The organism is Echinicola sediminis (genome assembly GCF_054777495.1).
On record NZ_BAAHAP010000008.1, the window covers coordinates 22379 to 48979 of the forward strand.

26 protein-coding genes are annotated in these 26601 nt (G+C 42.5%); 8 read left to right on the forward strand and 18 right to left on the reverse strand.

The features are described from left to right. Window positions 1-118: 118 nt before the first annotated feature. Together metG and ACYVAA_RS03330 are read left to right on the forward strand one after the other, a co-directional pair. Window positions 119-2179, forward strand: coding sequence for a methionine--tRNA ligase (gene metG / locus ACYVAA_RS03325; protein WP_460538635.1), 2061 nt, complete (start codon window positions 119-121; stop codon window positions 2177-2179). Between the two features lie 135 nt (window positions 2180-2314). Then, the gene (locus tag ACYVAA_RS03330) at window positions 2315-2536 is read left to right on the forward strand and encodes a hypothetical protein (RefSeq protein ID WP_460538636.1); all 222 of its coding nucleotides are present in this window, start codon (window positions 2315-2317) and stop codon (window positions 2534-2536) included. Between the two features lie 84 nt (window positions 2537-2620). On the opposite strand, the gene ACYVAA_RS03335 is transcribed toward ACYVAA_RS03330, so the two are convergent. Continuing rightward, entirely contained in the window at window positions 2621-3436 is an 816-nt protein-coding gene (locus ACYVAA_RS03335) for a 4'-phosphopantetheinyl transferase family protein (protein WP_460538637.1), read from the reverse strand. Between the two features lie 474 nt (window positions 3437-3910). Further along, window positions 3911-5962 carry a S9 family peptidase gene (locus ACYVAA_RS03340; protein ID WP_460538638.1) on the reverse strand — a complete coding sequence of 684 codons (2052 nt, stop codon included), beginning with the start codon at window positions 5960-5962 and terminating at the stop codon, window positions 3911-3913. Window positions 5963-6233: 271 nt separating this feature from the next. On the opposite strand from ACYVAA_RS03340, the gene mscL reads away from it, so the two are divergent. Next, entirely contained in the window at window positions 6234-6650 is a 417-nt protein-coding gene (mscL, locus tag ACYVAA_RS03345; protein ID WP_460538640.1) for an MscL family protein, read from the forward strand. A gap of 32 nt (window positions 6651-6682) precedes the next feature. Here the strand turns inward: mscL and ACYVAA_RS03350 are convergent, their stop codons facing one another. The 3 genes from ACYVAA_RS03350 to ACYVAA_RS03360 all read right to left on the reverse strand — a co-directional run bounded on the left by ACYVAA_RS03350 (window position 6683) and on the right by ACYVAA_RS03360 (window position 11140). Continuing rightward, window positions 6683-8761, reverse strand: a complete 2079-nt coding sequence (locus ACYVAA_RS03350; protein ID WP_460538641.1) for a ComEA family DNA-binding protein — start codon at window positions 8759-8761, stop codon at window positions 6683-6685. 20 nt (window positions 8762-8781) lie between these two features. Beyond that, a complete protein-coding gene (locus ACYVAA_RS03355) occupies window positions 8782-9609 on the reverse strand; it encodes a PorV/PorQ family protein (RefSeq protein WP_460538642.1) in 828 nt (275 codons plus the stop codon). 94 nt (window positions 9610-9703) lie between these two features. Next, window positions 9704-11140 carry a POTRA domain-containing protein gene (locus tag ACYVAA_RS03360; RefSeq protein ID WP_460538699.1) on the reverse strand — a complete coding sequence of 479 codons (1437 nt, stop codon included), beginning with the start codon at window positions 11138-11140 and terminating at the stop codon, window positions 9704-9706. Between the two features lie 106 nt (window positions 11141-11246). On the opposite strand from ACYVAA_RS03360, the gene yidD reads away from it, so the two are divergent. Further along, the gene (gene yidD / locus ACYVAA_RS03365) at window positions 11247-11468 is read left to right on the forward strand and encodes a membrane protein insertion efficiency factor YidD (protein WP_460538643.1); all 222 of its coding nucleotides are present in this window, start codon (window positions 11247-11249) and stop codon (window positions 11466-11468) included. Here yidD and ACYVAA_RS03370 read toward each other — a convergent pair. From ACYVAA_RS03370 to ACYVAA_RS03390, 5 genes are all read right to left on the reverse strand, one after another. Then, a complete protein-coding gene (locus ACYVAA_RS03370) occupies window positions 11465-12568 on the reverse strand; it encodes a prolipoprotein diacylglyceryl transferase (protein ID WP_460538644.1) in 1104 nt (367 codons plus the stop codon). The genes yidD and ACYVAA_RS03370 overlap by 4 nt on opposite strands. 29 nt (window positions 12569-12597) lie before the next feature. Beyond that, window positions 12598-14454 (reverse strand): NAD(+) synthase, encoded by a 1857-nt coding sequence (gene nadE, locus ACYVAA_RS03375; protein ID WP_460538645.1) that lies wholly within the window; start codon window positions 14452-14454, stop codon window positions 12598-12600. A 131-nt stretch (window positions 14455-14585) separates the two neighbouring features. Then, on the reverse strand, window positions 14586-15329 hold the full coding sequence (gene rnc, locus ACYVAA_RS03380) for a ribonuclease III family protein (protein ID WP_460538646.1): 744 nt from the start codon (window positions 15327-15329) through the stop codon (window positions 14586-14588). 7 nt (window positions 15330-15336) lie between these two features. After that, the gene (fabF, locus tag ACYVAA_RS03385) at window positions 15337-16590 is read right to left on the reverse strand and encodes a beta-ketoacyl-[acyl-carrier-protein] synthase II (RefSeq protein ID WP_460538647.1); all 1254 of its coding nucleotides are present in this window, start codon (window positions 16588-16590) and stop codon (window positions 15337-15339) included. A gap of 22 nt (window positions 16591-16612) precedes the next feature. Then, window positions 16613-16849: an acyl carrier protein gene (locus ACYVAA_RS03390; RefSeq protein ID WP_010855324.1), complete on the reverse strand. Its 237-nt coding sequence runs from the start codon at window positions 16847-16849 to the stop codon at window positions 16613-16615. Window positions 16850-16999: 150 nt separating this feature from the next. On the opposite strand from ACYVAA_RS03390, the gene ACYVAA_RS03395 reads away from it, so the two are divergent. Continuing rightward, complete coding sequence (locus ACYVAA_RS03395; protein ID WP_460538649.1) at window positions 17000-17428, forward strand: IPExxxVDY family protein; 429 nt, start codon at window positions 17000-17002, stop codon at window positions 17426-17428. Window positions 17429-17444: 16 nt separating this feature from the next. Beyond that, window positions 17445-18881: a pyruvate kinase gene (pyk, locus tag ACYVAA_RS03400; RefSeq protein ID WP_460538650.1), complete on the forward strand. Its 1437-nt coding sequence runs from the start codon at window positions 17445-17447 to the stop codon at window positions 18879-18881. 53 nt (window positions 18882-18934) lie between these two features. Here the strand turns inward: pyk and ACYVAA_RS03405 are convergent, their stop codons facing one another. The 5 genes from ACYVAA_RS03405 to ACYVAA_RS03425 are packed head-to-tail and all read right to left on the reverse strand — an operon-like array spanning window position 18935 to window position 22682. Beyond that, window positions 18935-20491 carry an NFACT RNA binding domain-containing protein gene (locus ACYVAA_RS03405; RefSeq protein ID WP_460538651.1) on the reverse strand — a complete coding sequence of 519 codons (1557 nt, stop codon included), beginning with the start codon at window positions 20489-20491 and terminating at the stop codon, window positions 18935-18937. Next, window positions 20491-21255 (reverse strand): MBL fold metallo-hydrolase, encoded by a 765-nt coding sequence (locus ACYVAA_RS03410; protein WP_460538653.1) that lies wholly within the window; start codon window positions 21253-21255, stop codon window positions 20491-20493. Before ACYVAA_RS03410 ends, ACYVAA_RS03405 begins: the two co-directional genes overlap by 1 nt. After that, window positions 21252-21530 (reverse strand): hypothetical protein, encoded by a 279-nt coding sequence (locus tag ACYVAA_RS03415; RefSeq protein WP_460538655.1) that lies wholly within the window; start codon window positions 21528-21530, stop codon window positions 21252-21254. Before ACYVAA_RS03415 ends, ACYVAA_RS03410 begins: the two co-directional genes overlap by 4 nt. A 25-nt stretch (window positions 21531-21555) precedes the next feature. Then, complete coding sequence (locus ACYVAA_RS03420; protein ID WP_460538656.1) at window positions 21556-21933, reverse strand: response regulator; 378 nt, start codon at window positions 21931-21933, stop codon at window positions 21556-21558. After that, window positions 21930-22682, reverse strand: a complete 753-nt coding sequence (locus ACYVAA_RS03425) for an Hpt domain-containing response regulator (protein WP_460538658.1) — start codon at window positions 22680-22682, stop codon at window positions 21930-21932. The genes ACYVAA_RS03420 and ACYVAA_RS03425 overlap by 4 nt, the downstream gene beginning before the upstream one ends. A 45-nt stretch (window positions 22683-22727) precedes the next feature. Between ACYVAA_RS03425 and miaA the strand changes: the two genes are divergently transcribed. Next, a complete protein-coding gene (gene miaA / locus ACYVAA_RS03430) occupies window positions 22728-23651 on the forward strand; it encodes a tRNA (adenosine(37)-N6)-dimethylallyltransferase MiaA (protein ID WP_460538659.1) in 924 nt (307 codons plus the stop codon). Here miaA and ACYVAA_RS03435 read toward each other — a convergent pair. The 3 genes from ACYVAA_RS03435 to ACYVAA_RS03445 form a co-directional block, all read right to left on the reverse strand. Next, window positions 23636-23965: a hypothetical protein gene (locus tag ACYVAA_RS03435; RefSeq protein WP_460538660.1), complete on the reverse strand. Its 330-nt coding sequence runs from the start codon at window positions 23963-23965 to the stop codon at window positions 23636-23638. The two genes, miaA and ACYVAA_RS03435, sit on opposite strands and share 16 nt — an antisense overlap. A gap of 3 nt (window positions 23966-23968) precedes the next feature. Next, window positions 23969-24943 (reverse strand): ATP-dependent 6-phosphofructokinase, encoded by a 975-nt coding sequence (pfkA, locus tag ACYVAA_RS03440; protein ID WP_460538661.1) that lies wholly within the window; start codon window positions 24941-24943, stop codon window positions 23969-23971. Between the two features lie 425 nt (window positions 24944-25368). Beyond that, window positions 25369-25503: a hypothetical protein gene (locus tag ACYVAA_RS03445; RefSeq protein WP_460538662.1), complete on the reverse strand. Its 135-nt coding sequence runs from the start codon at window positions 25501-25503 to the stop codon at window positions 25369-25371. A 49-nt stretch (window positions 25504-25552) separates the two neighbouring features. On the opposite strand from ACYVAA_RS03445, the gene ACYVAA_RS03450 reads away from it, so the two are divergent. Further along, complete coding sequence (locus ACYVAA_RS03450; protein WP_460538663.1) at window positions 25553-26590, forward strand: NAD-dependent epimerase; 1038 nt, start codon at window positions 25553-25555, stop codon at window positions 26588-26590. Window positions 26591-26601 lie beyond the last annotated feature (11 nt).

The following is a 26601-nucleotide window of genomic DNA, read 5'->3' on the forward strand; positions in this document are numbered from 1 at the left end:
GTTTTGACCTATAGGTTACAATTCAGGCAGGAGGAAATTGGGAAGGACTACTGGATTTGGTCAAATCCAGCGTGGGATTTTCCTTCTAAAAATACAAATTTGCCTATCTTTGCAGCCTATGAGCAAAAAAGATTTTAAAAGATATACAGTGACCTCTGCCTTGCCTTATGCCAATGGTCCATTGCATATAGGGCACTTAGCGGGATGTTATATTCCATCGGATATCTATGTACGTTATCTGCGTTCTTTGGGCAAAGATGTGGCGTACATTTGCGGATCTGATGAACATGGAGTAGCAATCACCATCAAAGCCAAAAAAGAAGGGGTAAGTCCTCAGGAAATTGTTGACCGTTACCATGGCATCATGAAGGCGAGTTTTGAGGAATTCGGTATCAGTTTTGACCATTATTCCAGAACCAGTGCGCCTATTCATCATGAGACTGCCTCGGCATTTTTTAAAGATCTCTACGAAAAAGGCGAGTTTTTGGAGCAATCCACAGAACAATATTATGATGAGGAAGCGGGACAATTTTTGGCGGACCGATATATAGAGGGAACATGTCCAAAATGCGGGTATGAAAACGCCTACGGAGACCAGTGTGAAAAATGCGGCACTTCACTGAATCCCACAGACCTGATTAATCCCAAGTCTAAATTGAGCGGAAATTCTCCAGTACTCAGGGAAACCAAGCATTGGTTTTTGGACCTTGCCAGGTATACTGATTTCCTTAAAAAATGGATTTTGGAGGACCATAAGGACGATTGGAAAAACAATGTATTAGGGCAGTGCCGCTCCTGGTTGGAAACTGGAGATGGGCTTCAGGCCCGGTCGATGACCAGGGACATGGATTGGGGCGTGCCGGTACCGGTAGAAGGAGCAGAAGGCAAGGTGCTTTATGTGTGGTTTGATGCTCCAATCGGTTATATCTCCTCCACGAAGGAATGGGCAGCCGAGAAGGGGATTGACTGGGAACCTTATTGGAAAGACCAGGATACCAAATTGGTCCATTTTATCGGAAAAGATAATATTGTGTTCCATTGCATTATTTTTCCTGCCATACTGAAGAACCACGGAGAATATGTGCTTCCCGATAATGTGCCTGCCAATGAGTTTCTGAACTTGGAAGGGGATAAGATTTCCACTTCGAGGAATTGGGCGGTATGGTTGCATGAGTATTTAAAGGATTTTCCAGGTAAGCAGGATGTGCTTAGGTATGTGCTGACAGCCAATGCTCCAGAGACGAAGGACAATGATTTTACCTGGAAAGACTTCCAGGGAAGGAACAATTCCGAATTGGTTGCCATCTATGGTAATTTTGTCAATCGGGCCGTGGTCCTTACCCATAAGTATTTCAATGGAGCCGTGCCACAGCGGGCTGAATTATCTGCTTATGATGGAGAAGTATTGGAAGCGCTAAAGCAGTTTCCGGAAAAAATAGCAGCATCAATAGAAAAATACAGGTTCAGGGAAGCTTTGAGCTTGGTGATGGATTTTGCCCGATTGGGCAATAAATACCTGGCCGATACCGAACCATGGAAGACCATCAAGGAGGATAAAGAAAGAACAGGGACGATTTTGAATATTGCCTTGAACATTGCCGCAAACTTGGGGATCGTATCAGGTCCTTTCCTGCCTTTTACCAGCGAAAAACTCTCCAGGATGCTGGGGACTGGCTCACTCAAATGGACAGATGCAGGTTCAGGAGATTTGCTGACTGGCGGGGAAGCTATCGGCAAAGCCGAATTGCTATTTGAAAAGGTAGAAGATGAGGCTGTAGCAGGACAGGTACAAAAGCTTTTGGATGCCAAAAAACAGAACGAGGCCGCCAATGCGATTGTGCCGCCGGTTAAGGATATCATCACCTATGATGATTTTGTGAAGCAGGACCTAAGGGTGGTTACCATATTGTCGGCAGAGAAGATAAAGAAATCCAAAAAATTACTCAAGCTCACTGTTGATGCGGGATTGGAAAAGCGCACGGTTTTAAGTGGTATTGCTGAGTATTTTAGCCCGGAAGAGCTTGTGGGAAAACAGGTGACCATGTTGATAAATTTGGCGCCAAGGAAGATGATGGGAGTAGAGTCAGAGGGGATGATCCTGATGGCAGAAGATAAAGATGGGGCATTGAAATTAATGGTTCCGCATGATGGGACAGCTCCAGGTTCCCCTATCAGTTAATTCAAAAAAACACTTGATAAAATTAATCAAGTGTTTTTTTTATCTATTTTGATCAAAAAATACCCCTATAGGGGTATTTTCTTTAAGATGTCTATGGGTTAATTTTACTTATTATTAAGTTATAAATTAGCAATCATGGTATTCTTTTATCTTACAAATTTTTTACAAAAAGACGCAGAACACGTCATTCATGTTCAGGGATGTTCAGAGATGCCGGAAATGGATAGCCTAAGTTATTTAGGTCCTTTTAATAATTCTTTAGAGGCACTTCGGACTGCTCAAAAAAGATGTGATGATGCAAATGTTTGTGCGCATTGCTGTAAGGACTTGCAAAAAACAGTTTTAGCTGGAGGGTGATTTTTATTGGTTTAAGATGGGAAACCTTTGCCTGTGTCCTGTGCAGTTGTTCTATAAGGCTTATCTGGGGGGCGCAGTAGGAAATCAAATGGCATCGAAAAACCTGATTTTTCTAAAATGGACAGGAAAGGAGATGCTCATGACATACAGCTCATCCATCAATAAGCTTTTGATTTTCCAATCCGCGAATCCACCACCTACTTCATAAGGAATGTACTGGATACCATCCATACAATTGATTAGGTTTAGGTTTTCGGTCATGCTCAGGGAAGTGGCTTTAAGCAGGGATTCTTTGCGTGTCCAAAGCTTAAAGAATTCGTGCCTGGGGGAGTAGGAACTTTCTATAAAGTTAGTTTCAGGGCCGGAAAAATGATTACGAATGAGCGGCATAAAGTCAATCCTACTGTCAATGAATTCAATATCCACCCCCAGTTCTTCACTACAGAAAGCAAAGATCACCCAATCGTGGGAATGTGAAATATTGAAGTAAAGGTCCCTATTGTCCTTTAGGAAAGGCTTGTTGTTCATTCCATAGCTGATTTCCAAGTCACTGGGAGGACAGTTGAGGTATTTGGACAGGAGAAATTTTAAGAATCCTTTACTGATGGCATATTGCAAACGCTCGCTTTCCTTTTTTAGCTTTTTCATCATTTTTGTCTCCTGCGGCGTAAGGTATTTGAGAACAGTCTGGATCTGGTTCTGTATTTTTTTGACGGGGATTCTCCATATATCAACGTGATCATTGATATTGAAATCGGATTCTCTGTCCCAATTTGGTAGTAAAAGGGTGCTACAACGAATTTTGCTGATAAATAACTGGCTATTCATCATTTTTCTACACAGTTTCTCATTGAAAATGGGGACTAATTCATCATAGCTCTTATGCATGAGTCTATACATTGCCAGATGCTTTAAGTTAAAGTATCGATTATTTCATACGTAATAATTATGCGGTGTATTACTGTTTCAATTCACAAAAACTATTTGTAGAATCCCGCTGTGCGTTCCATGCTGCCTTGTTTAGTTTAAAGCCAGGTTTTATGAAATGAGGGATTCTGTTTCCCAGTTTAAGAAAATGCACTAAACAAAATGGAATATTTAAATTTATGAATTTTTTGTATTAATAAAAATGTATTTTAAATCATAAAAAACGAATTAAATAAAATAGTATTTGTATGGTTCAAAAGTGCGAACGAGTTCTAGTAAAAAGTTTTTGTTTTTTAAGAAATAAAAGGATTAAGCGACACTTATGGGGGGTAGTCCATGAACAGCCACTTAGGAGAAATGAAGCAGTAGGTCCTTCATTCAATTTTTCCTAAAGGTAGGATAAAGAGAATCCTCGGGAGAGGCTCCTCTTTATCCAAGGTGTTTCCATTAAGCTTCGGTTAAATCCAGAAGAAATGCGTACTCCAAGGCCAGTTCTTTCAGTGCCTGGAACCGACCGGAAGCACCACCATGCCCAGCATCCATATTAGTGTACAAAAGCAAATGGTTGGAGTCGGACTTTAAAGCCCGGAGTTTTGCCACCCATTTCGTGGGCTCCCAATACTGCACCTGGCTATCGTGAAGCCCTGAAGTTACCAGAAGATGGGGATAGCTTTTTTTCTCGATATTATCATAGGGAGAATAGGACAGCATATAGTCATAGAAAGCTTTTTCTTTGGGGTTTCCCCACTCATCAAATTCCCCGGTAGTCAAAGGGATGCTTTCATCCAACATGGTGGTGACCACATCAACAAACGGTACAGCAGCAATGACCCCTTTGTAGATTTCCGGCTTCATGTTGATTACCGTGCCCATTAATAGCCCTCCAGCACTTCCTCCCATTGCAAAAAGCCTGTCCGGGGAAGTGTATTTTTCAGCAATCAGGTGCTCAGAACATGAAATAAAATCGGTGAAGGTATTTTTTTTATGCAGCATCTTACCATTCTCGTACCAGTGCCTTCCCATTTCCTGTCCTCCTCTGATATGAGCAATAGCAAATACAAAGCCTCTGTCAAGTAGGCTCAGTCTATTGGTACTGAACAATGCGTCCGTACTAAAACCGTATGAACCGTATGCATACTGAAGTAAAGGACTGTTGCCATCTTTGGAAAAAGTGGATTTTTTATAGACCAGTGAAATGGGAATCAACGTTCCGTCACTGGCTTTTGCCCAAATACGCTCAGATTTATAATCTTCCGGATCATAACCTCCCACCACTTCCTGTTGTTTTAGGAGTGTTTTGGTGCGGGTTTCCATATGATAATCAAAAGTGGAAGAGGGGGTGGTCAGGGAGTTATAACCAAACCGCAATAATTTGGTGGAAAATTCAGGGTTATAACTTATCCACGCTGAATAGGTGGGCTCGGAGAATTCAATGTAATGAGGGGAGGATCCCTTCCAAGGATTGACTTGAATCCTCGTAAGCCCATTGTACCTTTCTTCTAGTACGAGGAAATCCTCAAAAACTTCGAAGCCTTCTATCAATACATCTTCCCGGTGAGGGATAAGGTCTGTCCAGTTTTCTTTACCTGTTTTACTGACCGGCGTCCGGACAAGCTTAAAGTTTGTGGCTTTTTGGTGATTGGTATGGATCAGGAAATAGCTATCAAAATGATCTACATGATATTCCAGGTCCCGTTCCCTGGCTTGAATAAGCTGAAACTCACCATTAGGGCTGTCAGCATTGATAAAGCGAACCTCCGATGAAACGGTGCTTTCACTGCAAATGAAGAGGTATTGCTTTGACTTTGATTTGGTGACGTGACAGGTAAATGTCTCATCCTGTTCTTCAAAAACTAATTTATCGTCTTTTTGAGGTGTGCCCAGCCGGTGCTGGTAAATTTGGAATGACCTCAGGGTGTTGGGGTCCTGCTTAGAGTAGAAAATGGTCTGATTGTCATTGGCCCAGACCAAGTTGCCCGTTGCACCACTGATTTCATCGTCTATAAGTTTGTCCTCATTCAGGTCTTTGAATTTAATGGTATAAACTCTTCTGCCCACATTGTCCTGGGCAAAGGCCAAAAGCTGTTGGTTGGTGGAAACCGAGACGGTACTGACATTGAAATATTCATTGCCTTCAGCCAGCTGGTTCACATCCAGTATGATTTCCTCTTGGTTTTTAAGCGTTTTGGCTTTTCTACAGAATAAAGGATATTCCCCTCCTTTGATGAATCTGGTGTAATAGAAATAGCCGTCCTTAAAATAGGGAACACTCTCATCATCTTCCTTGATCCTTCCTTTCATTTCCTGAAAAAGCTCTTCTTGCATTTTTTCGGTATGCTGTAAAGAGGCTTTTAGAAAATCATTTTCTTCGTTCAGGTACTGGATCACATCAGGGTTATTTCTGTCATTCATCCAATAGTAGGGGTCTATTCTGCGGTGACCATGAAAAACAAGTTCTTGGTCTTTAATGGGAGCTACAGGGCTTTTTGCAATTTTCATAAATGATTTTGAATTAGATATTGCGTAGAAGGTCCAAATTTAAATGCTAAAAGTCTTCCTTCCTATTTTATGTTAAAGCAAAGCGCTCCTATCAAGTTATTGGCCGAAGTAATTTGTCTTATTTGATCAATTGGCTTCTGGTGGAGCATAAGCAGTTGGCGCTGCCTACTATTTTATGATGTTTTTTGATTTTTTTTTAAAAATAAATATTGATTTAATACAGGTTATAACTTAAATAAATTATATTAATATGGTTTTAATATAATGATATATGGGATTTGTTCAAGAGTTTAAGAAATTTGCACTGAAAGGCAATGTGATAGACCTTGCAGTAGCCGTGATCATCGGAGGTGCTTTTGGAAAAATAGTTACTTCTTTGGTCAATGATGTGATCATGCCACCAATCGGACTGGCTTTAGGAGGAGTTGATTTTAAGCAGCTCATGGTCGTACTAAAGGAACCTACGGTGTCTCCCGATGGAGTGGAGCTGGCCGCAGTTGCCATTAAGTACGGTAATTTTATACAGAATGTAGTGGACTTTATCATCATCGCCTTTTTTATATTTATGGCTATTAGAATGATGAATAAGCTGGAGAAAAAAGAGGAGGCAAAGCCGGCCCCACCACCTGCACCATCCAAAGAAGAAACTTTACTGAGGGAGATCAGGGATATTTTAAAGGAAAAGTAATTAGAAAGGCTGTCTGTTTTCTCAGGCAGCCTTTACTTATTAAATTGATACCTCATCTGAGCGGTAAGTTCACTAAGCCGGTTACCATCCACTTGCTGGAGCCCGGAGCCAATTTGGTCTCGGTCAGTGTAAACAGATCTGCTCCACCTTATCCAAAAGGAAAGCTTTCTAGAAAGGTTATATTGAGTGAGTAGGTAATAGCGCATACCCTGCCCATAATAGCTGGGAATGGAAAAGGCCCATAGTACATTCTTTTCAAAGATGTATTGTCTGTTTTCATAGTCCTCAGTATCAAACAAGGCAAACCTTGTACTCCATTTCCATTTTCCCTTGGCCAGGTTGGCATCTTGGGCGATGGCATAGCCCCTCGTCTTTTGATGGTCAAATTCAAAGGAACTTGTTTGGATTCGGGTACGGATAGAGAAATACTTGGTCATAGAATAATCAAGGTTCAGGGTGTAGTTTCTCCTTGTTCCTGTGGATAGTTGATAGGTAGGGTTTTCATTTTGGGTTGAGCTGATGTTTCTATCCTTTATTTCTTCTCTTATTTGTAGATAAAAAGAGAGTGACTTTTTAGGGGAGTAGGTAATTCTTTGCAGCCATTCATGTCCAGAAGAGGGGGAGTATACCCTGTATCTCAGCCAAGGGAATTTAAAGTGATCAAAATAGCCGGACCATCTCCATTGTCTGTTAGGCCGATAATTGATGGCCAGGTAGATACCTTTTTCGTTGATGGGCCGGGAGCCCTCAGAAAAAGCATTCCCATAGAAGCTGTGGAAGTTTCTGTCGTAATCCCTTATGTGAACAGCAAGGTCAAGGTCTTGGCTCAAACTGCTCATGGCTCCGATGACAAAAGCTTTTCCCGTACTTTTTGAAATGGCCATTTCACCAAAGAAAAAATGATTTTGGTGGTTAAAAGAAATGTAGGAGCTATGCACATGGTTTAGCTGCCCTCGAAATTCATACTGATTGTAGATCTGGTCATTGCGCCGGTACGGATGCTCAAATTTGGAAAGGAGACTATTGAGACCAATCTGAAGGTTTTTATCCGTAGAAAAGTAGGCCAGATTGGCCCCTAGACCCTGCTCTGTGACAGCAGCCCGATTGCTTATTTCTGAATTCGTACGGTGATAACCACTCTCGGGCAAGGAACGTATTACCAGGCTGCTTGTCTGTAGGCTGTCCGTAGCTTCAAGACTGGCATCTCTAGGTACTTGAGAATAGAGGATACTCCCCTCCATGTTTCCTTTCCGGTAAGTTGCGGCCAGTCCCCTAAAAAAGCCATTTTCCATCGAGGAGGTATATGGTTTGATTCCAGTGGAGCTTCTTCGGATAGTGGTAATGGTTTCCGCTCCTTTGCCAACTGAAAAGCCTGCACCAAACACCAATCCTTGACCGAACTGGGCCTGGTAATCTCCCAAGGTGATGATTTTCCAGTTGCCTTTTTGCATTAGGCTAATGTGATAGCTCAGGAAATCAGCGCCAAATTTCCCTTGGCTAGGGTTCCAGGATAAAGACTCTCCACTATCTTTATCCATCGTCAGTCCTATGCTGAAATCTTTGCTATGATGACTTCTGAACCTTAGGTATTGTGCTCCCTGGCTGCCGATATATCGGCTTGTTAACCGGCCATTGGATAAGGTGTCAGGAGGGGTGAAACCCTTTCTGGTTTCCAGGTTTGAGCGTATCCTGTAAATCAAATAAGCTGATTTTTCCCCTAAGGCCCTTAGGGGAAGTGCCTCCTGAAATCGCTGTAGGGGAACGTTTATCGTGATGAAAGGGAGCAGTTTTTTGATTGTTGCTATATCAAAATTCGGAACAGCTTGAAGTTCATAAACCGATAAAAAATTTCCGTAAAGCCCTCTGTATTCCATAAAGCGGTTGATTTGTAAGGGAGTAAGGATGTACAGTGATTGAAGATCATCGGCACTGCATCGGTTGATATCAATGGGGCTCAGGTAGAGCTGCAGCAAGTTTTCATACAAGGTTTCATAGTCCAGGTCTTCTTCCTGAGTGGCAAACAATTTCTCTGCGAAAGCCTCTAAGTTAAAATCACTGCTGATTTGACCAAAACAGGTTGTGAAGGTGCTGGCCATTATGAAAAAGACCAAAAAATAAAGTTTCCGGAGGTTCATTGCGAAATGAAGGCATAGTTAAAGGAAAAATGATGGGTGAAACCTAATTGGTTGTTTTGGCCCATAGCATAGTCAATGCTGAAATGGTCCGGTTTGAAACCAATACCAAAGTGGAGGTTGGAGGGTTGACTGCGAATGCCGCATCGTGCCCAAAACCTTCGGGAAAAACCATATTCCAAACCTAGTTTTACAGTGGGATCCAAAAGGATGTCTTTTTCTGCTTCAATATTGGCTATCAGTTTATCATTAGGAGTAAAGGATAATCCTGCTTTGACAATAGTCGGCAGATAATCCGAAGTATTGTTGCTGATCTTTGCTCGAGAAAGATTATAGATATGTGCTCCAAAGGAAAGTGTGGGGCCTAGCTCTGCCATTCCCCCAAGTTCCAATACGGTTTGTCCACTCCTCCCATAACCTTCCATATTGGTTTGAAAATAAGAGGCCTTGATTCCCAAACTCCCGATTCCCATTTTGTGGGCAAATCCCAGACCTATTACCTGTTGATTGAACAGATCTCCTCCGTAATGGGAAATGCTCAGTCCGAGATTTCCGATGGGGCTGGCGTAGGTTGCTCCTGCAGCCAGTGTGGTGAGCTCATTTAAGCCCAGTCTATGGTCATAGGAGCAAAACACTTCGGATTGGTTTAAGTTGCCCATGGCACCGATGTTATTAAAAACGCTCCAGGCATCGACCAAGGTGGTATTGGCATTGGCCATGCCCGCACTTCTTGAGCCTTTTGGCATGATCTCAGTGCTGTTTTGCCCAAAAGTCAAGGAAGGCATTAGCAGTATAAGCCACAAAAATGGCCCTATTAGCTTTTTCATAAGTCAAAAAATCAATAGTGAAAAAAAATGAACGTACTATAATTTACAACAAAAAGTCAAAAAATGGAAATAAACGGCTCTAATAACCAGTGACTTATAAAGGCGCTTTGAAGTTGATGAAGAAATTACTAGTCCCTTGACTATTGATGGAGTATTCGAATCGGAATACCTGATCATAAAATGTGACCAGATCTATTCCTAAGCCATAGCCATAAAGATAGGTGTTGGTCAAAGCAGCATTTGCAGGGATATTGTTCCGGTCATTGACATAGCCGTGGTCAAAGTTAGCGCTTAAATAGGCTTTTACGGGGAAAGTAGAGAATTCCTCGATAGGTATAAGCCTTGAAGTGTCAAACACAATGTCCAACAACTTGTATCGGAAACTGTTTTTATGGATGAGCGTTTGTTGCCCCTCTATGACATTGAGCTCATAGCCCCGTATAAAGTCTGGTTCATAACCAACTCCCCGCACCAAGGTATAGGGTTGGGAAAGGCCAAGATAAGAGGAAGCTGATATACCTGTAACAAAGTGCGTCTTTTCGCTGAACTTGAAGTAACGGCTGGCAATAATCGACAACTCCGTTTCATTTACGTCATCATTGGTAAAAAGACCGTACCGGGTCACACCCAAATTCAGAAGTTCTCCGTCTGTAGCATAAGCCACATTGTCTCGTCTGTCGTGACGGAAGAAGTAGGATGCAAAAAAGTATTTTTGACGTGTGCTATCCGTAAGGAAGTAATTGGGGTTTTCCTGAATCACATCCTGATGGATTTTGGTGTTGTTAAAACCTAAGGTGAAGAAATGAAAGTTGTAAAAACTTCCCCTGTAAGTGTATTGAAGACTGGCGCTGATTTTTTTCCTGAGAATATCATCGTTTTCATTGGAGAAAAAGACCTGCCTGTTATTAGCAGAGCGAACAGCGATCGTTTTGTTAGTATTGTAGTTGACCCTAGCCGCCAGTCCGTGTAACTGGTTCCTATCAATATACGGGATACTATAGGTCAGATCAAAGGCCTGGGTGAAACCTAGCTGTCCCATTATGCGCAGCTTTTCGTTTCTTCCTCCCACATTATTGTGGTTTAGTTTTAGGCCATACACTACTCTGGAAAAATCCCTGTTCTGGTTTACCCACCATTCCGAAAAATTCCGGTCGGCCAGGTCAAAGATGATGCTTGGAATGATGTACCACCTTTCTTTGACCGAAACAAGCAGTTCCACTTCCTCTGCTTCCACAAATAAGGGCGTGATCTCCACAGAGGTAAACAGCTGTAAGTTGTAGATTTTTTTCTGATCCAGCGTGATCAGGCTGACAAACTCCTCCCAATCATAAGTGGTCCCAGGTGCAACGTCCATCTCCCGGATGATGATGTTTTTTTGTGTTTTTTCGTTGCCTATAATAAAAATGTTATTGATGGTGACTTTTTCGGGAATGTTCTTGGAAGTGATGATGCTGTCCTGAAGAACAGAGTCCATATCTTGGGCAATGACCAAACCCTGGCTGAACAATAAACACAGCATTGATAGTGCCATCGTGAGGCAGGAATCGATCAGCTTGTTTACTATTGTCGGGCTTTTTTGTTTCACTTAGGGAACTTTGTTTTATGTTTATGTTTTTTAAACTCAAACAGACAATGTGTTGAAAACCATTTTAAGAAAGATAGCCATTTTTCCGGTGTTGTTTTATCAATACCTTATTTCACCTCTTTTTCCAGGGGCCTGCAGGTATACCCCTACCTGCAGCCAATATATGAAGGAAGCCATCCTCAAACATGGAATATTAAAGGGAGGCTGGATGGGCATCAAGCGAATCGGTCGCTGTCATCCATGGGGTGGCCATGGGCACGACCCTGTACCTTAAGATTCGCTGGTGGGGGAACCCACTTTCAAAGCACGGATGACCAGGATAATTCCTGCCAGGACCAATGGTATACTCAGGGACTGTCCCATATTGAGCGATAGATTTTCTTCAAATTCTACCTGGTTTTCCTTAAAGAACTCCCAGATAAAGCGCATTCCGAAAACTGCAATTAAAAATGTTCCCAAGAGCAAGCCATCAGGTAACCGGTCTTTGTACTTGTTCCAAAGTAAATAAAGGATCAGGAAAATGATGAAATACGAAATGGCCTCATAAATCTGCGTGGGATGTTTGGCCAGCCCAAAGGTCCGGACAGTGGCAAGATAATGGTCGCCTTGGTCTTTTAACTCATAGTCCAGGGGAGTGTTTTCGGGTTCTGCCAGGTATTTGTCAGAACTGTTGAATTTAGTCAGGACATATTTGACGTCATTTTCCAGGGTCTTTCTCAGGTCAGCTTCCTGATAATTTCCTTTTTCTATAACCAGGTCAAAATTTAATGGAACGTGTCCATTTCCATTAAGCTCTCCATTTCTGCCCTCCGGTTTGTACGCGGAGACATCTTCTACAGGAACATTCAGGGTCATAAGAATCTCTTCGGTTTGTCTGGCATATACGAAGCCATTGTCCGTTCCGGTTGCTTTGCCTCCGATTTCGGAGTTCATAAGGTTGCCAAAACGGATCATCGCACCTGTCATGGCCACTACTATCACAATCCTGTCCACTACCCAAAGGTAACGCTGTTTTGGTGTGCTCCTAACATAAAGCCAGAGGGCAAACAGTATGGCAAAGGCCGCACCGTGACTGGCCAAGCCACCTTCCCAGACTTTAAGAATCTCTATGGGGTTACTGAGGTATTTGTCCGGTTCGTAAAATAAGACATGCCCCAGTCGGGCACCGATAATGGTGGCAAGGACCATGTAGATCGTTAGTTTGTCCACTAGCCGTTCGTCATGCCCTTCTTTTTTGAAAATATAGATGACGATTTGTTGAGAAATGATAAAGCCCAATGCAAAAAGAAGGCTGTACCATCTGATCCTGTCAAAACCCGGAAAAACTGCTGGATTGGGACTCCAGACAACATAATCTAAAATAGTGCTGATCATTGGTTCAGTTAGTTTCTGCTAAGTTAATTTTATTCTCCATCGAATTGGTCCAATTCCATTAATTCTTCGTTAAATCCTCCGGACAGAATCGGGAATCGGCACCAAGTTTTGGGGTCCACATTGAAATCATCCAAGTGGAAGGATGGGGCCAGTCTTTCCCGCTTCCACTGGTTGCGGGACCAGAGACGGAAGAACTTTTGGATATATGTTTTCAAAAGAACGGAATCGATGTCCAGTTCTTGCTTTAAGATCAAGTAAATGTCTTTTGGGGTCCTGCGGTCCCTTATCGCAAGCCGCTCGATCTCTACGATGACCGAGTACGGCATAAGATCATGTTCGTCGGTTTGGTGCTGTTCCTGAGGCCGGAGTTCTGCGGTAGGCTGAAGAGAGTTTACCTTTGCCAAACCCGAATAGCCCAGGGTTTTTTCTGCCCAACCAAGCCACTGGAGTATAAAGTACTTATCCACAGCAGCAATAGGTGAAATGCTGCCACTGGTATCTCCATCCATGGTGGCATAGCCTACATCCCCCTCACTTCTGTTGGAAGTCGCCAGTAACAGGGCATTGTTGATATTGGCCAGCATCCAGATAATGGGAGCTCTTACCCGCGCCTGGATGTTTTGCAGGGTAATGTCGTCATTTTCCCAAGTAAGTTTCCTGCCGATTGCCCGTTCTATTTTTTCACTGTAAGAACTTACTTCTTCTGAAATTTTCCAGCTGTAGAAGGTGGCTCCTATACTTTGGGCCAAGGATTGTGCGCTCTGGAAGGTTTCGCAGGAAGAATTGTCGGAACCTTGATAAGCAGTGGTCAGCAAATGTCCTGTAATTTCCTTTACGGGATCATCACTGGTCAGGGAAAGCTCAAGATGGGCCCGTTTAAGAAATGCCTGCACTCCCAGTTCAAAGACTCCTCTTCGGACCATTTCGGCCACCAATACCGCAATGGAAGATGAATCGGCCCCACCGCTAAGCGAGAGGACAAAACCTTTGCTCCGGCTTTTTCTTAGGTAATCAAAAAGAGCAAGGCTGACCGCTTGGGTGAATTCCTTGTTTTTGTTATGTTCTGAAGGGATGTCTGGAAGAGCTGTTGTGTCCTTTCCCAATTCATAGGAACACACCTGATAGGGTTTAAAGGAAAGGAGTTCGTTTTTGAAAAGCAGCTTGCCGTCTTTAGCGACAAGGATCTCCCCATCAAAAATCATCCTGCCCGCTTCATTCCCCAAGAGGTTAATATAAAAATAAGTCGCATTGAGGTGGACAGCACTCTCTCTTACTAATTCTTCCCTGTGGGCACTTTTTCCCATCGCAAAATGGCTTGCACTGGGGTTGAAGATCAAGTCGACCGTCCGGTCCTTGAGTCGATGCCCTGGACGTTCATGGCCTCTCCAGGCATCCTCGCATATTTCAAAGCCATAGCTAAAGCCTTGTTTGTCAAATATAATGTCCCCGAAGGGTACCTCTTCACCAAAAAAATCAAAACTGATGATCTTGCCTGCTTTCCAAGGGGTAAACCATCTGCATTCATAATGCACGCCGTCAATGGCCAAAAACTGTTTGGCCATAATCCCCTTTACCTTTCCCTCCTCGATGACCGCGGTACAATTGTAGAGGGCGCTGTCGATTCTTACCGGAAGCCCGATACAAACGGTGATGTCACTGCAGTAGGGGAGAAGCTTTTTGAGCTGTTGTAATGCTTTTTCAGGATACCAGGTGCTTAAGAAAAGGTCCTCACTGCCATAGCCCGTAATGGCCAGTTCGGGAAAACACAGTAATTTGATTGCTTGTTGTTTGGCGACTTCAATAGCCTCCAGGATATTTGAGAGATTTCCCGACCAGTCCAAAGGGGTCTGGTTCACCGTGGCTCCTCCTATTTTCAAAACAGACATAGATATAGTAGTTTGACTCAGCAAAGGTCCACTCGATTTGAGAGGCCTGCGTATTGGGTGTTGGTCAAATCACCTGACATACCAGCACGACATTGCTGAAACCAATAAACACAATTGGCAAATATAGGGTTCTAAATAGCCAAATTAAGTTTTTCGCAGGCATTTTTTGCGGCTTCTTGCTCTGCTTTTTTCTTGGTCGCTCCTTTACCTTCGGTGAAAGCCTCGTTTTCGATTTTTAGTTCGATCAGGAATTCTTTGAACCGTTGGCCTCCGGTAACTGATTTTAATGAAAACTCTATCTCCTTGTTTTCCTTCTGGGACCACTCAATGATTTTACTCTTGAAGTTGATGGTCGTGGAAATGATGCTTTCTATATCGAAATGAGGGGTGATGATCCTACTCAGTACAAATTTTTTACAGAAATTATAGCCTCGGTCCAGGTAGACAGCGCCCACCAGTGCCTCTAGGGTATCTCCGTAGATGGATTTGTGACTGTATAGTCCTTTTCCGGAAAGATCGGATTCTACAATATTGGGAAGGCCGATTTTTTGGCCCACATGATTGAGGGATTCCCTGTTGACTATCCTCGAGCGTGTTTCGGTCAAAAAACCTTCGTCGCGGTAAGGGAATTTAATAAAAAGATGTTCTGCTACCACAGCTCCCAAAACTGCGTCACCAAGGAATTCCAAACGCTCATTGGAGGCTTTGATGCCATGTTTGATCTCCTCGGCAGCAGAAGAATGCTTGAGCGCTAATTTATAGATGGACAAGTTTAAAGGCTTGCTGCCCACCATTATTTTAATGGCAGCAGCAAGCCTTTTATCCTTTTCATCGTAAAGTACTTCCTGTAATCTGAGTTTGCGAAATATTTTCAAGGTCGGTTTACTCAGTTATTTTCTTGAAAATGACGGATGCATTGTGCCCCCCAAATCCGAAAGTATTGCTCAACGCTACATTTACTTTTCTTTCCTGTGCCTTATTAAAGGTTAAGTTTAATTTACCATCAAAAGCTTCATCATCGGTGAAATGGTTAATTGTAGGAGGAACCAAGTCGTTGTTGATGGCCAAGATGGAAGCTATAGCTTCAATGGCACCTGCAGCGCCAAGAAGATGGCCTGTCATGGATTTAGTACTGCTTATGTTGAGCTTGTATGCATGCTCTCCAAATATTCTTTGGATTGCTTTGATCTCACTTACGTCTCCCAATGGTGTAGACGTTCCGTGGACGTTGATATAATCAACTTCTTCCGGCGTCATGCCTGCATCTTCCAAGGCGAATTTCATGACATTACCAGCTCCCACACCTTCCGGATGAGGAGCTGTGATGTGATGGGCATCAGCCGTCATACCGCAACCTACTATTTCAGCATAGATTTTAGCACCGCGGGCTTTGGCATGTTCGTATTCCTCAAGAATGATCGCTCCCGCTCCTTCACCGAGTACAAAACCATCGCGGTCCTTGTCAAACGGTCTGGATGCAGTCTCTGGAGAATCATTTCTTTGGGACAAAGCTTTCAGGGCATTGAATCCGCCTACCCCTGCTTCAGTTACTGCTGCCTCGGATCCGCCAGTTACAAATACATTGGCTTTGCCAAGACGAATATAGTTAAATGCGTCTATTAGGGCATTGGTTCCTGATGCACAGGCTGAAACAGTTACGAAATTGGGGCCTTGAAGACCGTATTTCATAGAGATGAACCCTGCACTGATGTCAGCGATCATTTTAGGGATGAAGAACGGGTTGAAACGAGGTGTTCCGTCCCCTGTAGCGAAAGTGGCCACTTCATCTTGAAAAGTCTTTAAGCCACCTATGCCTGAACCCCAGATCACACCGGCCTTGGTAAGGTCGATCTTTTCTAGGTCTAAGCCGGAATCCCCCATAGCCTCCTCAGCTGCGATCATCGCATACTGGGTGAAGGGATCCATTTTACGGGCCTCTTTTCTATCTATAAACTGCTCGATGTCGAGATTTTTAACCTCGCAAGCAAATTGCGTCTTGAATTGTGATGCATCGAATTTAGTAATAGGAGCAGCACCGCTTACACCATTAGCCAGACCTTTCCAATATTCCTGGACGGTATTGCCTAGTGGTGTAAGGGCACCTAAACCTGTTACTACAACTCTTTTTAAATTCATAAATGAATTTTGAGTAGTTAAATTATTTTACGTTAGCTTCCAGGTAGCTTACTGCCTGACCTACTGTGCCAATTTGCTCAGCTTGGTCGTCTGGAATAGAGATGTTGAATTCTTTTTCGAATTCCATGATAAGCTCTACAGTATCCAGAGAGTCAGCGCCTAGGTCGTTAGTGAAGCTTGCCTCAGGAGTAACTTCAGATTCTTCTACGCCTAACTTATCCACGATAATGGCTTTTACTTTTTGTGCAATTTCAGACATTTTGTGATTAGTTTAGTTAAAACACTCCGCAAAGAAATATATTTAAAACATTAATGCCAAAAAAAACTACGAACTAAATTTAAGATATTCCCCCGAAACATTGAAGTTGAGAGATTATTTTTAATTTTGTTTTTTTAAATCCTTCCCTCCATGAGGAAAACAAAACTCCAAGTAGAACATCATTACGAATTCGACCTGTTAGGGCTAATGGCGCCCCTCAAAGACTATAAAATGGCTTGGGTCATCAATAGTTCGCTAGGGGTAAGGTTGGTCAAGAGCAAGGACTATGAGCTGGAGTTTCTAAATCAACCGGATCTGGTGATTTCACAGTTTATTTTGGAAAAAGAGCATGGATTTATTCAGTTATTAAAGAACCGTTCCTTTTCAGATTCGGGACAAACGCTGTATCTTGTGCCGGAATTGAAAGTCATGGATTATTTTCTGCTCCTACAGGATTACACACAGGAGACAGATCTGAATATCTGTATTGAACGACTTGCCCAAAATAGTCTTGTTCAAAACGTAGTAAAGCTTGATGTTTCAAAAATAAAATCAAAGGAGAACCTATTAACCTATTAAATAACAGTTTCAAAAAATGAAAGTACCCAACTTGAATAAGAAGACCAAGATTTTGGCAACCGTAGGACCAGCTTCAAACAACGAAAAGACCCTCAAAGATCTGGTTGCTGCAGGAGTGAATGTTTTCCGCTTGAATTTTTCCCATGGAAATCACGAAGGACACGCTGAGGTGATCAAGTTGATCAGAAAGATCAATAAAGATCACAACCTCAATATCGGTATCCTTCAGGATTTGCAAGGTCCTAAAATTAGGGTAGGTGAAGTTGAGAACAACGGTGTGGAAATTAAGGAAGGCCAGGCCATTACCATTACCAATGAGCCCCTGGTAGGGACATCATCATTGGTAAGCACCGTTTACAAAAACTTGCCGGGTGACGTTGGATCAGGCGACCGTATCTTGATCGATGACGGCAATCTGGAGCTTAAAGTGAATGATACAGATGGTAAGAATGTAAACTGTACCGTAGTACATGGTGGAATTCTTAAATCAAGAAAGGGGATTAACCTTCCCAATACCAAAGTGAGTGCCCCTTCCCTTACTGAAAAGGATAAGGAGGATTTGGTGTTTGGCCTTGAAAATGAGGTAGACTGGATCGCTCTTTCTTTCGTAAGGTCAGCAGAGGACATCATTGACCTGAAAGAAAGGATAAAAGCAGCTGGTAAAGAATGCAAGATTGTTGCTAAAATAGAAAAGCCAGAGGCGTTGGATAATATTGATGAGATCATTGAGGTGACTGACGGATTGATGGTGGCACGTGGTGATCTTGGGGTGGAAGTCCCAATGGAAATGGTGCCGCTATGGCAAAAGAAAATAGTTCAAAAGTGTAAGGTGGCTTGTAAGCCTGTGATCATCGCCACACAGATGCTGGAAAGTATGATCCAAAATCCGAGGCCTACACGTGCAGAAACCAATGATGTGGCCAATGCTGTTCTGGACGGAGCGGATGCTGTGATGCTTTCTGCGGAAACTGCTTCAGGTTCATTCCCGGTACATGCTGTAAAAGCCATGACCAGCGTCATCAAGCATGTGGAAGACAATTCAGATGTATATCATAATCTGTACAAAATCCCAGAGGATGATGATACTTTCCTTAGCAATAACTTGATTTTGATGGCCTCTAGGCTTTCTAGAAACGTAAGGGCTAAGGCAATAGTAGGGATAACCGCTTCTGGTTTCACTGCCTTTAGGATAGCCTCCCATCGACCATATGCTCAGAACTTTGTTTTCACCATGAACAAGACCCTGATTACCCAGTTGAGTTTGGTTTGGGGTGTCAATGCTTATTACTTCAATGACGACCAGACTTCTACGGATGGTACGTTTAATTTCATCCAGGATAAGTTGAAGGAAGATGGACATGTGGAAGTAGGTGAATTGATCATCAATACTGCCAGCATGCCATTGAAAGAAAGAGGAAGAACCAATATGCTGAAGATACATATGGTAGAGTAAACCGTGTTTTGCTCTTCAATAAAAAAGGCGTTGACAAAAATCAACGCCTTTTTTTATGGCCCTTTGGGTACCACCATCAGGACACTTTCTTTGTCTACCATGACAGCGCCGGGAGCAGAGCCTTTTACTTTCCTGACGTATTTGCAGGGGGTGTAGATTACAGGAGCCAAGGACTCATTTCTGTTTTTGGAGTAAAAAGCTGCCAATTCCGCGGCCCGCTCAATAATGGATTTAGGGATGTTGTGCCCGGCTTTGAATTTGATGATAACATGTGAGCCGGATACATCTTTGGCGTGTAGCCATAAATCATCCTTCCAACTGAAGTGGCGGAGCATTTCATCATTGGCTTTAGCGGATTTGCCCACGAGAACTTCAAATCCATCGTACTCAAACCGTTTGAAAGGTAGGTTTTCTTGCTGTTTTTTAGGAGTACGGCTGATTTGCTGGTTTTTTGTGAAATCCCTTAGCGCTTTGAAGTCTTCAATGCTTTCCAATTCCAGTAGAAGCAGGTCCAATTCCTCACTAAAAGTTTCTTTCTCTGAAAGGTTTTTGTTCAGCTGGTCCAGCTCGAGCTTCCTGTTTTTAGACTTTCTATAGAGGTTTTCAGCTTGTTTCTGTGGAGTGACTCCTTTTTTCAATTGAAGGAGGATGTTTTTGTTTTGGTAGAAGTCGAACAGCTCTACTTCTGTGGCCCCTTCCGGTATTTGATGAAGGTTGGCCATGATGACATCAGCTGTTTGGCTTGGAGAAGCACTGTTTTGAAGAGCTTCCAGTTTTTCTCTGGTTTTTTTTAGGTAAGCAGCAGTTTTTCTTTTCTGTTCTTCCAGATTTTTAACCAGGCCGTTTTTTTCTTTTTCAAAGGCCTGATGAACAATGGCGTACTTAAAATATTCATTCGAAGCTGTAATGGCAGAGGAAGTGGTGAAAACACTATGGTCTGAAGGAAGCATGCTCAGCGAATAATTGTCATCTTCCTTGACAATGTGGTACAGAGGAGCGTCCAACATGTCCAAAAGCTTTTGCATCAAGTCCCATTTTTCATCGATTTCAGAATCGATATAGCCCTGTTTTTTTAGCCATGACCTGGGAATCTTGCCCAAGGTGGGAAGAAAAGAGGCTGCATTGCCATTCAATTCCTGAAATCTTGAGAAAGTCAGTTCCAAGGGATTTTTAAGCTGATCGATCAGCAGGTTTTGGTCCTCCTTCAGTTCATTGCGAAATATCAAATTGGGATGTTGCTGATAAGCGTGATAGTAGAGTATATTGCTTCTGTTACCGTGAAGCTTGAATAGAAAGGTCTTTCCTGAGACAAATGTCATTTGGAAAGCCCTTTCAAAAGGTAGTACCTCAATGGAGTCCACGGTTTGGCCAGTCGCATCGCCAAACAGGTCTACGCTGTTTTTTTTGCTCCTTTTGTAATCTTCAGGAAAACTGAGGCAGGTATTGGCAGGGGAGAGGTTTGCCCTCAAATAGAGTGAGCGGTTTCCTTCTGAAAAGCCCATTACAAGCTCGTCCTTATTTTGGGAAAAACACTCCAGCAGTGTGAAGCCTTTTAGTTCCTGTTGAAGTTCGGGACAAAGAAATTTAAGGAAGTGGTAATTGAGGTGCATTAGTCTAAGGTGATTTTCAGGCCGTCATGAGCCAGAAATACATTTTCAGGCAATTCTTGCTGGATCTTGTGATGTACGCCCAGCTTATGGCTGATGTGTGTCAAATAGGCCCGCTCTGGGTTGATTTCTTTAATGATTTCCAAGGCTTCCTTGAGGGTCAGATGAGAGATATGCTCCCTGATTTGAAGGGCGTTTAAAACCAACACTTTTGTTCCCTGAAGCTTTTTCAATTCCTCAGCACTGATGTATTTGGCGTCCGTGATATACGTAAAGTCCTTGATGCGGTATCCAAATACAGGGAGTTTATAATGCATTACCTCTATAGGAGTGAAGGTAATATCATGGACCTCAAAAGGTTTGTTGTGGATTTCATGGGTGACCACTTGAGGGACTCCGGGGTATTTTTTGGTAGAAAAAACATAAGAAAACTCCCTTTTAATTTGTTCGAGGACAGGTTTGGTCCCGTAAATGGGCATATCTTTCATCTGCATGAAATTGAATGGTCGAATATCGTCCAGTCCCGCAGTGTGGTCCTTATGTTCGTGGGTATAAATGACAGCATCCAGCCGACTGATACCTTCTCTCAGCATTTGCGTCCTGAAGTCAGGACCGGTATCGATGACGAAGCTTTTGTTGTCTATTTGAAGGTGTACTGAGCTTCTCAGACGCTTATCCCGGAAGTCCAAGGAGCAGCATACCTCACATCTACAGCCGATTACGGGAACCCCTTGGGAGGTGCCTGTGCCTAAAAAAGTAATATTCAAAGCTTTAGTTCTGTTTGTTGGAGTTCAATATAGAAGTCTTGGTTTTTTTTATTTTTAAACTCCTTTGGGTTGAAATTCAGTTCTTTTAGGATGTCTATCAATGTATTGACTTTTCCTTCCAAGGTATAGTACTTATTGATAATAACCACCTTAGTGTCTTTAAGAATGCAATACCCGGACTTGAAGTTCCCTTTTTCGTACCTTAACATGTACTCGGATTCAGCAAAGAGGCTTTCAATTTTGTCCAAGTTGGTTTTGGTGTATTTTATCGCCATGGTAGCTGGGTGGAGTATGCGTTTATTAATGGAGGTGTTTTTTTACCGTGGAGAGCAACAGGTCATAATCAAGTGGTTTTTGAAGGTAATCATTAAGCCCCGCTTGTTTGAATTCATCCATGGTGAAATTTTGGTAGTTTCCTGTAATGGCAATGATGGGGATTTGGGCTTTTTTGGTGTTGGGGATAGCCCTAATGGCCTTGGTGCATTCTATCCCTCCCATAACAGGCATGTTGATGTCCATCAAAATGAGGTCAAAATCCTCTTTGTTTAATTTGTCCAGCACTTGTTGGCCGTTTTTTACCGAGGTAATCTGGTAGTTTTCAAACATCAATACCTTTTTGGTAAGATTGATGATTACTGAGCTATCCTCTGCTACCAAAATTTTTTTGCTGTCACTCATTCGCTCAATTGATCGTTTAGTTTGTTAAGAAGTTCGATAAATACATTCAATTCCTTCTGCAATGTTATATAATCTTCCATAATATCCTCAAACTTTGCATCCCTAATTTTTTGTTCAAGTAGCCCAGTATGAATAAAAAGTTGTTTTGCACCCAAAGTTCCTGAGTTGCCCTTTAAAATATGAAGTTTTTCTCCAATTTCTGAAAAATTTTCTGCCTCTATCAGTTCTTCAATCTCCTTAAGTAAGCACTTGGCCTCAGTAAAAAAATCTTTATAAACCGTTTTGATCTCTTGTTTTGAATTGTACCTAATTATTTGGTCGTATATTTTTTGATCCAGTATTTTTTCTGGTTTATAGCTAGATGGTTTTGAGGACGCTTTTTGGTCTTTGTGGAGGTGGAAATAAATGCTTTCCAGCAAGTTCTTGGGTTTTACAGGTTTGGTGATGAATTCATCAAATCCTGCGGACAAAAAATACTCCCTGTCGTTTTGGTTGGAAAATGCGGATATTGCAATGACAGGCCCCTGACGAAGTCCTTCTTCTTTGATGGCTTTTAGGGTGCTGATCCCGTCCATTACCGGCATTTGGATATCCATCAGGATAATGTCATAGAACTGCTGCCTGATTTTTTGAATGGCCTGATATCCATTTTCCGCAGTGTCGAAAAGATAATTATGCGAGATGATGTTCTCAAAAACCTTTCGGTTCATGTTGTTGTCATCTACTATTAATACCTTTTTATTTTCCATGCCCTTTAATTTGCTAATTTTGGGTCAATATTAATCGAAATACAGTTGGTGAGTACTTCCGAAACAAACAAATATTTACTTGTTGTCGCTGGTCCTACTGCGGTGGGGAAAACTGAATTATGCATAAATCTAGCCAAAAAATTTAATACTGAAATTATTTCTTCCGATAGTAGGCAGTTTTATAGAGAAATGGAGATAGGGACTGCTAAGCCTACTGATAAGGAGATGGGCCAGGTAAAGCATCATTTTGTGGACAGCCTGTCTGTGCATGATGATTATGATGTGAGAAAGTTTGAAATGGAGGCACTTTTGCTCCTGGAGCAATTGTTCCAAGTTCATGATGTAGTGCTTATGACCGGAGGTTCGGGGCTGTACATAGATGCTGTCTGTGATGGTTTCGATGAAATCCCGGATATCGATCCTGAAGTAAGAAAATCACTTAATGAGCTTTATGAGCAGCATGGAATTGGGGCCATCCAGGAAAAGCTGATGGCATTGGATCCAGAATATTATTCCAAAGTAGATATAAATAATCCCCAAAGGCTGATTCGGGGATGTGAAGTGGCTATTGGAACAGGAAAGCCCTTTAGCAGTTTTAGGACACGTAAAAAGGTGAAACGTCCTTTTAAGGTCATAAAGATAGGCCTGGAGCGGGATAGAGAAGAACTGTATGAGCGAATCAATCACCGTATGGATATAATGATCAGTGGCGGGTTATTTGATGAAGCGAAAAAACTTTTTCCGCTAAGGGAGCTCAATGCCTTACAGACCGTGGGCTATACGGAAATATTCAATTACCTAGACGGGCAGTACGATCGGGACGAAGCGATCCGATTGTTGAAAAGGAATTCAAGAAGGTATGCCAAGCGACAAATGACCTGGTTTAGAAGAGATGGAGAAATGCACTGGTTTTCGCCAAATCAGTATGAACAAATCATCGGTTTTGTCCAGGATCAGATCGCAGAATGACCTGCTATTTTAGCCACAAAACTGTAAGGTTTTGTCGTTATCAATTGGTTATACTGGTGTCTCAGTAATTTGGCTTTGCCCAAAAGTGCTTTGGAAGATTTTATGTCGGTATTGTTGGCCTCTGAAAGGGTAGAAAACCGTTCCTCCAAGGCTTTGAGCGATGGGGAAACGGAGTTATTCATATTTAGGTTTTTGGACAAGGTGTTAAGAGCGGTTTTGTATTGCTCCCTTTTGTTTTTGATGCTTTGGTTTACCACCAAAAAGAAAAGCAATATAAAACCGCCCAATGTGACCAATATTGGAATAAATCCCATGGGTTAAATACTTAGGATTTCGATTAGTTTTAACGTGTCTCTGTTGAGAGGTTTGTTTTTGGTAATGCAATCCTCAAAGCTGGTATAGACCACCTGGTCATGGATGATGCCGGCCATACAGTTGGCCTTACCGTTCAGTAGACCTTCCACGGCTGCCATACCACAACGGCTAGCAAGCATTCTGTCTTTACCGGTTGGGCTACCGCCTCTCTGTATATGTCCAAGTGTTGTTACTTTGAAGTCCTTGGAATCGTCGTTGATGATGCCTTTTACTTTTTCCATGATCTCAGCAGCATTTCCTTCTTCATCGCCTTCTGCTACTACGATTACGCTGGAAGTTTTGCTTTTAGGAGAGCCGGTAAGCTTTTCCACTACTTCATTGAGCGTCGTCTTGGTTTCCGGAACCATAACCATTTCAGCACCGCCTCCAAGTCCGCATTCTACAGCGATATATCCGCTATCACGGCCCATTACTTCTATAAAGAAGATGCGATCATGGGCAGCGGCAGTGTCCCTGATTTTATCGATGGCCTCCAAAGCCGTATTGATGGCCGTATCAAAACCAATGGTGTAGTCTGTACCATAAATGTCATTGTCAATGGTTCCAGGACAGCCTATGGTCGGAATACCAAATTCTTCATAGAAAACCTTGGCACCAGTGAAAGTTCCATCCCCTCCGATGGCAACCAATCCCTCAATACCATGTTTTTGCAATTGCTCATAGGCTTTTTGTCTTCCTTCCTTGGTTTTGAAGTCAAGACTTCTAGCAGACTTTAATATGGTGCCGCCTCTTTGAACGATGTTACTGACAGCATGGGATTCCATGGGAATGATCTCTCCATTTATCATCCCGTCATATCCATACATGATACCATACACATCCAGTCCATGGTAGATCCCTGTTCTCACTACTGCCCGAATACAGGCGTTCATCCCTGGGGCATCTCCGCCGGAAGTTAAAACAGCTATTTTCTTCATTGGTTTAATAAGGTTTTTTAGTGCGCTAAAATTAATGATTAATGCAAGGAAATGTAATGAAATAGGGAATTCTTTTATAGATGGACCAGAGGCATTGGGCTGATTTTTATGGAAAGGTCTGAGGATGATGAAGAAAATGGAAGAGCTATAATAGCGAATGCGCTTAAAGTGCTGCCGGCTCCCGTTGTTTCACCCTTCATCACCTAGAAACAGGCTTTAACGTGGAGCGAATTGGTAGGGGGGCACTCGATGGGATGCGAAATAGTATTGTCAATAGAATAAAAATGTTGAAAAGAACAATTGGGTACCAAATTATATTAATTTTACTTCCTGCTTTTACAGCCCTAAAACGACTAGGGATGTGATTCCCCTTATGTATATTTAAGGATAGGGATAGTCACTATTGATCCAGTAAGAGCAAACATTCAGTAGTGACCTGTCCCCCCAAAAAAACTGTTGAAGGTCCTGCTTTGCTTGTCGATGCCCTTCCTTTGTTCTACAGATTCGGAATAGGACTTTTGGGCAAAGCGGAAGAAACAATTGACAGTCAGCGGGATCATGTGGTGATGGTTTTATGAATTTTAATCGAACAATTAAAGATGGTATAATATGAAATTTTTGGTAACCGGTGCTGCAGGTTTTATAGGGCATGCACTAGCAAAGCGGCTTTTGAAGGAAGGTCATACAGTGGTAGGGATCGATAATATCAACGATTATTATGACGTAAACTTAAAGTACGCAAGATTAGAGGATCTTGGGATTGATAGCAAGGGGATGAAGGAAGGACTTCAAAAAGAGGGGCTGTCAGGTTTTGGTTTTGTCAAAATGAACCTGGAAGACGGAGAGCGGATGATGGAACTTTTTGCCCAAGAGAAATTTGATGTGGTGGTTAACTTGGCGGCACAGGCAGGAGTGAGGTATTCCCTGGAAAACCCACGGGCTTATATAGATGCTAATATTGTCGGGTTTTTAAATATTCTTGAGGCATGCAGGCATCATCCCGTAAAGCATTTGGTGTATGCATCTTCGAGTTCCGTATACGGGACAAATTCAAAAATCCCCTTTTCAACATCAGACAATGTGGACCATCCGGTAAGTCTTTATGCCGCATCAAAAAAGTCCAATGAATTAATGGCCCATACTTACAGCCATTTATACAATATACCGACGACAGGGTTAAGGTTTTTTACGGTATATGGACCATGGGGGAGACCCGATATGGCCCTGTTTCTTTTTACGGATGCGATTTTGAAAGGGGAGCCGCTGAAGGTATTTAACTATGGGAAAATGCAACGTGATTTTACATATATAGATGATATCGTCGAAGGCGTTTATAGGAGTGCTATGATCCCGCCCAAGGGAGAGAAGAAAGGATTGGGAGAAGGTAATGGCTCAAATGCCCCTTATAAGGTGTATAATATAGGCAATTCAAAATCCGTTAATTTGATGGACTTTATCGAAGCCATCGAAAAAGCCACGGGATCAAAGGCCGAGTTGGAGCTGATGCCCATACAGCCCGGGGACGTGCCTGTAACCTTTGCTGATGTATCCGATCTGGTGGCTGATACTGGCTATAAACCCTCTACTCCCGTAGCCAAAGGGGTGGAGGCCTTTGTTTCATGGTATAGGGATCATTATAAAAAATAAGAGCTTGTTAG